We start from the raw sequence: 7925 nt of genomic DNA, 5'->3' as shown, positions 1-7925 counted from the left end.
GTATTACCGGACTGTCCTGCCACTGCGCCTCTGGGTTGACCGGGTGTGTACTCAATCCTGACGGAATCATCCTGAAAGGATTGAAAGCTCATAGCTACCCCGCCATATTGGCAATCAATGCAATGTTGAATAATCAGCGCCATGGGTTGAGGGATACCCTCGGGACAGACTTCAGGACGATAACCTGAGGCCATAACCTTAAGGCAGGTACGAAAAACATCCTCTTCTCCCTGAACTTCCGAGAGGTATTTGCCTGCCTGGGCATTGCCGTAGTTATCTTCGTTGATGCCAGAACTGCGGACAATCACCGGCTGTGATATGAAGGGTCCGTCCAGCTGACAGCGCAGACCCCTGACATGCCGGGCCGCTTCAGAATCTTTAACCTGTTCGTAAAAGTCATGACTGGCAATAAATTTCGCCAGACCCGCCAGCCCGTTATCCCTTTTGGTCTGCTCTGAAGGTGGCAAGGCATTGAAGTATTCCCTGATGTTCTTCAGGCTGGTCTCTGGCCCCAGTTCATCGACTATATCAGGACAATAAGGGGCTATACGAAGAGTATCCAGAAGGTGTTGTTCAAGAGCATTCGTCGTCTGGGCTGTAACACTTCTGAAGGGTGGAACAGGTAAACTTGCTTCCTGCATACGCCGCAAAAACATCCCCTTGCCCCCAAGTTGTTGCCGGTTGGAGGGAGAGTTGTCATTAACCTGGTTTAGTGGGGTTGAAATATGTATACGGCAGATTCGATTGGCTAGTGGCGTTTGACAGGGAAAGATAATGGCATTAAAGGAACTGAAATATCTTTTGGGTAAACGGTTAGCCCCGTTAGCTGGAATGAGAGTCCCGGTATTCTGATTTGGATTCGTTGTCGGGATTTGATGATTTGAACGATCAAAATGAGCGTGTAACCCAGACATCCCTCTGATGTTTATGTTCTTCTTCCAGACCGGCATCTGCAAGCACGTTGCCATATTAAGTGACCGAAGCCATGTCGACGCCCTTATCATTCTCTAGTTCTCCATTCACCTATTTCAGACCATCTTGATGTACCGAGATGATTGCCAGTACAAGTTTTTTATCATTTCGCAACCGTTGTCTGGCATATAGCGGATCATTAGCAAGTAATATCAAGATACCCGTCTCATGCCAGTATTCATCTATAATCCGACGGCTGTGCGTTAAGAAATTATTTTTATTTCGACAATGATGTTTTTATAAAGTTCAACCGTCAGCCTGGAACACACAATTTAATCAGGGTATAAAAATTCAGCCGTTCAGATGCCAACAAGAACACTCATGAGCAGACCATGACAGGCCCTGAAAACCAAAGAGTGAAGCACTCTTGCCGATAGAGACATTGTTCGGAAAACAGTCGGGACTTGATGCCAGACCCGGCTTCCAAAACAATAACAATGGTCAGCCTTTACAGCTCACCAGGTAAATGGCACTCTGAGCTCATGAAAAACAAGATCATCATTGCAGACGACCACCCATTATTCAGAGCCGCATTACAGGCAGCTCTGCGTCAGGGGCTGGAGAGCCCTGAAATTTATGAAGCCGGATCTATCGCAGCCTTGCAGAATATCCTTGAACAAGTGCTGTCTCCTGATTTGATCCTTCTTGATCTCAACATGCCGGGTGCTCATGGCCTTTCCGGCCTGATCTTTCTGAGGGGGCAATATCCTCAAGTCCCGGTTGTTATTGTTTCCGCTTCTGAGGATTCGCAGATCATCCATCGCTCCATGCAACACGGCGCCCATGGATTTATCCCGAAATCCTCGCCACTGGATGTTTTGAAAAATGCCGTGACCCAGGTGCTTGAAGGTGATAACTGGTTACCGGAATGGCTGCCCGAACTGCCAGAACAGGGTCAGGGATCAGAACTGGAACTAAAGCTCGCCGCATTGACACCACAACAATTCAGAGTACTGGGAATGATCAGCGAGGGACTGTTGAACAAACAGATTGCTTATGAACTGGAAGTATCAGAAGCCACTGTAAAAGCACATGTCACAGCCATTTTCAAAAAGCTGGGCGTTCGCAACAGAACCCAGGCAGTGATTGCCATGAATGAGCTGGAAATTGATCAGCCCTCCGCAGGTGATGACGGCCCATCTACCACTCACGCTTAATCTACTCATGGCTCAAAAAGGACTCTGGCAGGCGCCGTGAGCGATGACATCAAGGCTCTGAGTGAGGCAGGTTTGATCGGTTTTCCCATCAACTTGATATCCTGATCACGACAACGGTCACGAACACTGTCCTGTTTATCGGCAGTAATAAGAATCGCTGGCAGAAACAAAGACGACAGTTTACGTAATTCTCCGGTCAGCTGGATGCCATCCATACAATCATCGAGGCGGTAATCGATCAGCATAACATCTGGCAGCCCACACTCTTCGACAACCTTAAATGCTTCTTTCACACTACCGGCAGAATTGACCTGACAACCCCAGCGGGTCAGCAAGCTTTCCATGCCCAGCAATATTTCTGGTTCGTTATCAATGCAAAGTACCGTCATTCCACTCATGTTTTTTTTGGATGCCGCTCTTGAAGGAATCTGCCTGACTATTTTGGCCTCTGCGAGAGGCACCCGGATGGAAAAGGTCGTACCCGCATGCTCACGGGATCTCAACTCGATGGATTGATGCAGCACTGCGGCAATTCCACGGGCAATAGAAAGCCCCAAACCCAGCCCTTTTTCGCCCTGGTGTAGCCGCTCAAATTCTCCGAAAATAGCGGATTGCAATTCCTCCGGTATACCAGAACCATTGTCTCTGACCTCGATACACAGCTCTCCCGAACGCTCTCTGCAACACAGCATGACTTTCCCTTCCTGATCGTTACAGTAGCGGAAAGCGTTCGTGAGGAAATTCTGTAACACCCTTCTTAACAAAACCGGATCACTGTGTACCCAGACGGACTGCTGAACTACTCTAAAGCTCAGATAATTTTCCTGTGCCAACAAGTCGAACTCAGCTTTCAAAGGGTCCAGAATTTCAGCCAGCGGAAAGTCTCTGAAATTCGCCTTAAGCTTACCAGCCTCCAGACGGGATAAATCAAGCAGATCCTTGATCAGTTCTTCTGCAGATTGAAGAGAACTGTTCAGATGACTGGACAGTTGCTTGTGTTCAGTCTCCGTCAGACTGGAATCCAGAGTAGAAGCGAACAACCGGGCGGCATTCATAGGCTGCATCAAGTCATGGCTAACAGCGGCAAAAAACTTGGATCTCAACCGATTTGCCCGTTCTGCAGCCCCCTTGGCACTCATCAACTCACGGTTCAGGCGATGCAACTCACTGGTTCTTTCCTCAACCCTTTGCTCCAGACTTTCGTTGATTTCTTTCAGGGCTGTTTCTACCTGACGAAACTCGGTGATGTCAGTAAAGCTCATTACAAAGCCTCCGCCTGGCATCGGATAACCCCGAGTTTCAATGACCCGATCATCATCACGTATCCGTTCGGACTTATGGGCTGTTCCCTGCATCATATGATGGATACGCTTGCGAACATGAGTAGCCGCATCTCCGGGACCACAGAGGCCCATTTCGGCATTGTAACGAATGATATCAGCCACATCTCGCCCAACTTTGATCATCTCTTCCGGATAAGAAAAAAGTTCCAGATATCGCTGATTCCAGGCCACCAGCCTGAGATCGCGATCAACGACGCTCACCCCGATATTGATGTGTTCTATGGCACCGGTCAGCAACTCACGGTTAAACTGCAAAACTTCGGACGCCTCACCAACCACGGCTTCGACATCTTCAATTAATGCATTATCTCCCGTCAGTCCCGTTTTCATCACCAGCCTTGCTGAAGAAGCCCCCATGATGCCGGACAGCACCCTCTCTACCGTCGCAATCATTTCACTATCAGCAAGATAAGGGCGCTCCAGTGTCGTTTGATTGGCAATCAGTTTTCTGGCCTTCTCCACTCCCATATAACGACTTGCCAGTGACTCCAGTTCATTAACGGTGACGGTTATATCATCATAAAGATCGCCCTCGACCATCGAAGCATCGACAAACTTTCTGGCCTGCCGGCTTTCCAGTGGTGAAACCCTGAACAGGAGGCAACCGAGGATATAAACCAGAGCATTAATCACCAGTGCAAAAAAGCTCGCTCCCTGAAGGGTACCGGTCAGATCAAATCCAAACAGCGCGCCGGGTTTAAAGACCTCAATCCCAAACACGCCCTTCTCAAGCAGCGCTTTGTCCAACCAGCCGGACTGCACAAAGAGAGGAACAATCAAGGTGATAAACCAAACCAGACTACCTGCCACAATGCCTCCCGAGGCAGCTTTATAGTTGCTTTCCCTCAGATAAAGCGAACCCACTACAGAAGGCGCCAACTGTGCCACTGCGGCAAAAGAGATCAGGCCCAGGCTAGCCAGCAAATGATCTTCTCCGGTACTGATAACTCGATAGGCGATATAAGCCAGCAATAGAATTCCGATAATGATAGTGCGTCTTACATTTCTCAGCAGACCACTGAAGCGGTAAAACTCATTGCTGCCATGCCCTGAACTTCTGAGAATCAGCGGCATCATAATCTCATTGGAAATCATATTCGTTAACGAGATCGTTGCTACGATCACCATACTGATGGCGGCGGATAGCCCCGCCATGAAAGCCAGCACCGCCATGCTGTCGTTTCCCAGAAGCATTGGCAGAGCCATCACAAAGGAATCAGGCGATACCGTCTCCCCCAACCAGGTATTTCCGGCAAATGCCATGGGCAGTACAAATACCGCGGTCAGAAGCAGATAGACAGGAAACATCCAGCGAGCGCGGTTTAGATCCCTGATATCACGATTTTCCACCACCAGAACATGGAACTGTCTCGGCAGGCAGATAAAAGCCGCCATGGCGACCATAATTGGGGCCATCAGAGTCAAAAACAGACTCTCATCCGTGGGTTTAGCCAACGCAGTTTCAAAATGAACCAGTGGATCGCTGGCTTCTGTAAAAAATCGATAAGTGATCCAGCCTCCAACCACCAGAAAGGCAATCAGCTTCAATAGAGACTCAAAGGCGATGGCCAGCATGACGCCATGCTGATGTTCTGTAGTATCCAGTCTGCGAGTGCCAAACATAATCACAAACACAGCCAGCAGCAGGGTGACCAACAGAGCTGCATCCTGCTGCTGCCCGGGAGCCATGGCAGCGGGAGACAGAAGTTCAAAACCCATGATGATGGCTTTCAGCTGCAAGGCGATATAGGGCAGAACGCCAACGACCAGTAAAAGGGTAACCAGGATAGCCAGTCCCCTGGACTTGCCATGACGCGATGCAATGAAGTCAGCGATAGAGGTAATATTTTCGCGCTTGCTTACCCGTGCCAGCTTGTTGAGCAGTTTCCAGAAAAATACAAAGACCAGAATGGGCCCGATATAGATACTCGGAAATGACCAGATGTTCTGAGATGCCTGACCCACAGCACCAAAAAAAGTCCAGGCAGTGCAATAGACAGCCAACGACAGACTGTAAATATAGGGGCGCCATTTTTCTCGTAATTGTGCGCCTGCATGATCACCATACCAGGCTACCGAAAACAATCCCCCCACATAGAGAAGGGCTATGAGAGCCAACCACCATCCAGCCATACTTTCTTACTTTTTTCTAATTCAATAACAGAATTATTCTACCAAAGTCTAATTTCCTGAAGAAGGTATCGCCTTAAGATGACAATCAGGCATCACAATGCTAAAAACTACAAACACCCTATCAATACATTGCCTGAAGAAAAATTAGAATAACTCTAGGGATTCATTATGACTGAAGTGTGTGTGTACCCGGTAACTGAGGTTCAGAGAGAGAATACACTGGCAGATAACGAGCGTTATCATGAGATGTACCAGCAATCTGTCGTTAACCCAGAAAGGTTCTGGCGAGAACATGGCAAGAGAATCGACTGGTTCACCCCTTACACACAGATCAGGAATGTGTCGTTCGATCACGAAAATGTCGATATTAAATGGTTCTTCGACGGCACCACCAATGCCTCTTTCAACTGCCTGGACCGTCACCTCGACAAACAAGCCGATCAGGTTGCCATCATCTGGGAACCGGATGAAGAAGACCAGCCCTGTAAAGAAGTCACCTACAGAGAACTTCACGAACAAGTCTGTCGTTTTGCCAATGGCCTGAAGAGTCAGGGTGTTGGCAAAGGTGATGTTGTAGCCATTTACATGCCAATGGTCGTTGAGGCCATCGTAGCGATGTTGGCCTGTTCACGTATTGGCGCCATTCACTCGGTCATCTTCGGCGGCTTTTCACCTGAAGCTCTGGCAGGAAGAATAATCGACTCCAGTGCCAAACTGATCATTACCGCCGATAAAGGTATTCGTGGCGGACGCAAGATTCCCTTGAAAAACAACGTTGATCAAGCTCTTGAAAACCCGGCAGTAACCAGCATTGAAAAGGTCATTGTTTTACGACACACCGGTGAAGAGGTTAACTGGCAGGAAGGTCGTGATATTGACTGGCAGGAGCTGACTGCCACGGCTTCAGAGCACTGTGTTCCCGAAGAGATGAATGCAGAAGATCCACTATTTATTCTCTACACTTCGGGCTCCACGGGTAAACCTAAAGGCATACTTCACAGCACCGGCGGTTATCTGGTTTATGCCTCTATGACCCATCAGTATGTGTTTGACTATCAGGAGGGTGATGTATTCTGGTGTAACGCTGACATTGGCTGGATTACAGGTCACACCTATGTCACTTATGGCCCACTTCTGAATGGCGCCACCATAGTAATGCATGAAGGTTTACCCAACTACCCGGCCTGCAACAGAATCAGTAAGGTCGTTGACAAACATCAGGTTAATATTCTGTATACCGCTCCCACGGCCATACGTGCACTCATGGCTGAAGGCGATGCGGCTGTCGAAAACACTCACCGCTCCAGCCTCAGGCTACTGGGCAGCGTTGGAGAGCCCATCAACCCCGAAGCGTGGAGTTGGTACTACAAAACCATCGGCAATGAACAGTGCCCCATAGTAGATACCTGGTGGCAGACAGAGACAGGTGGAGCTATGTTGACACCACTCCCTGGCGCTACTGATCTGAAACCCGGTTCTGCAACCCGCCCATTCTTCGGTATCAGACCCGCCCTGGTTGACAACGAAGGACGTATACTCGAAGGTGAACAGGAAGGCAATCTGGTTATTCTCGATAGCTGGCCCGGACAAGCCCGGACTGTCTTTGATGACCATGAGCGCTTTATTCAAACCTACTTCTCCAGCTTTAAGGGTATGTACACCACTGGCGATGGCGCCCGTAGGGACGCAGATGGCTATTACTGGATCACGGGGCGTGTTGATGACGTACTTAATGTCTCCGGCCACCGAATGGGTACTGCTGAAATTGAGTCGGCACTGGTCTCTCATAAAGACGTCGCGGAGGCCGCTGTCGTTGGCTTTCCACACGACATCAAGGGACAGGGAATATACGTCTACGTAACACTAATAGCCGAGTCTGAGTACACAGATGAGTTCAAGAATGAATTAAGACACTGGGTTCGCAAGGAAATCGGCCCTATCGCCTCACCGGATATCATTCAGTGGGCTCCGGGCCTCCCCAAAACCCGATCCGGTAAAATTATGCGCCGAATCCTCCGTAAAATTGCCTCAGGTGAGTATGAAAACCTGGGAGATACATCAACACTGGCGGACCCTTCTGTTGTAAAAGCTCTCATTAAGGACCGTGCATTAGCGGGCTGACCTTGCTCCCGGGTTGATATCTTTAATCCCTCAAGGAGCTCTGCATCCCGGGGCTCTTTGATCCAATCTACATCTGGTTATTAACCGCAGCCTTTTAATCTTTTATTGACTTTAAGGATCATCGTCCATACTATGCGCTCCTCGTTGATGCGGGGTGGAGCAGCCTGGTAGCTCGTCGGGCTCATAACCCGAAGGTCGT

At 49.1% G+C, this 7925-nt stretch carries 4 protein-coding genes; 2 read left to right on the top strand and 2 right to left on the bottom strand.

The genetic code is table 11. The features are described 5' to 3' along the window. A partial coding sequence (locus KDK19_RS16190) for a PEP/pyruvate-binding domain-containing protein (RefSeq protein WP_257292366.1) occupies nt 1-914 on the bottom strand: 914 nt, incomplete at its 3' end. 540 nt (nt 915-1454) lie between these two features. Between KDK19_RS16190 and KDK19_RS16185 the strand changes: the two genes are divergently transcribed. Continuing rightward, the gene (locus tag KDK19_RS16185; protein ID WP_257281890.1) at nt 1455-2129 is read left to right on the top strand and encodes a response regulator transcription factor; all 675 of its coding nucleotides are present in this window, start codon (nt 1455-1457) and stop codon (nt 2127-2129) included. Nucleotides 2130-2134: 5 nt separating this feature from the next. Here the strand turns inward: KDK19_RS16185 and KDK19_RS16180 are convergent, their stop codons facing one another. Continuing rightward, entirely contained in the window at nt 2135-5605 is a 3471-nt protein-coding gene (locus tag KDK19_RS16180) for a PAS-domain containing protein (protein ID WP_257281891.1), read from the bottom strand. A gap of 168 nt (nt 5606-5773) precedes the next feature. Here KDK19_RS16180 and acs point away from each other — a divergent pair, with 168 nt between their 5' ends. Then, a complete protein-coding gene (gene acs / locus KDK19_RS16175; protein ID WP_257292365.1) occupies nt 5774-7726 on the top strand; it encodes an acetate--CoA ligase in 1953 nt (650 codons plus the stop codon). Nucleotides 7727-7925 lie beyond the last annotated feature (199 nt).

Origin of the sequence: Endozoicomonas sp. ONNA1, assembly GCF_024606325.1 — a bacterium.
Classification (GTDB): Bacteria; Pseudomonadota; Gammaproteobacteria; order Pseudomonadales; family Endozoicomonadaceae; genus Endozoicomonas_A.
Note: the sequence above shows the minus strand (reverse complement) of the source record. Positions and strands in the feature narration are given on the sequence as shown.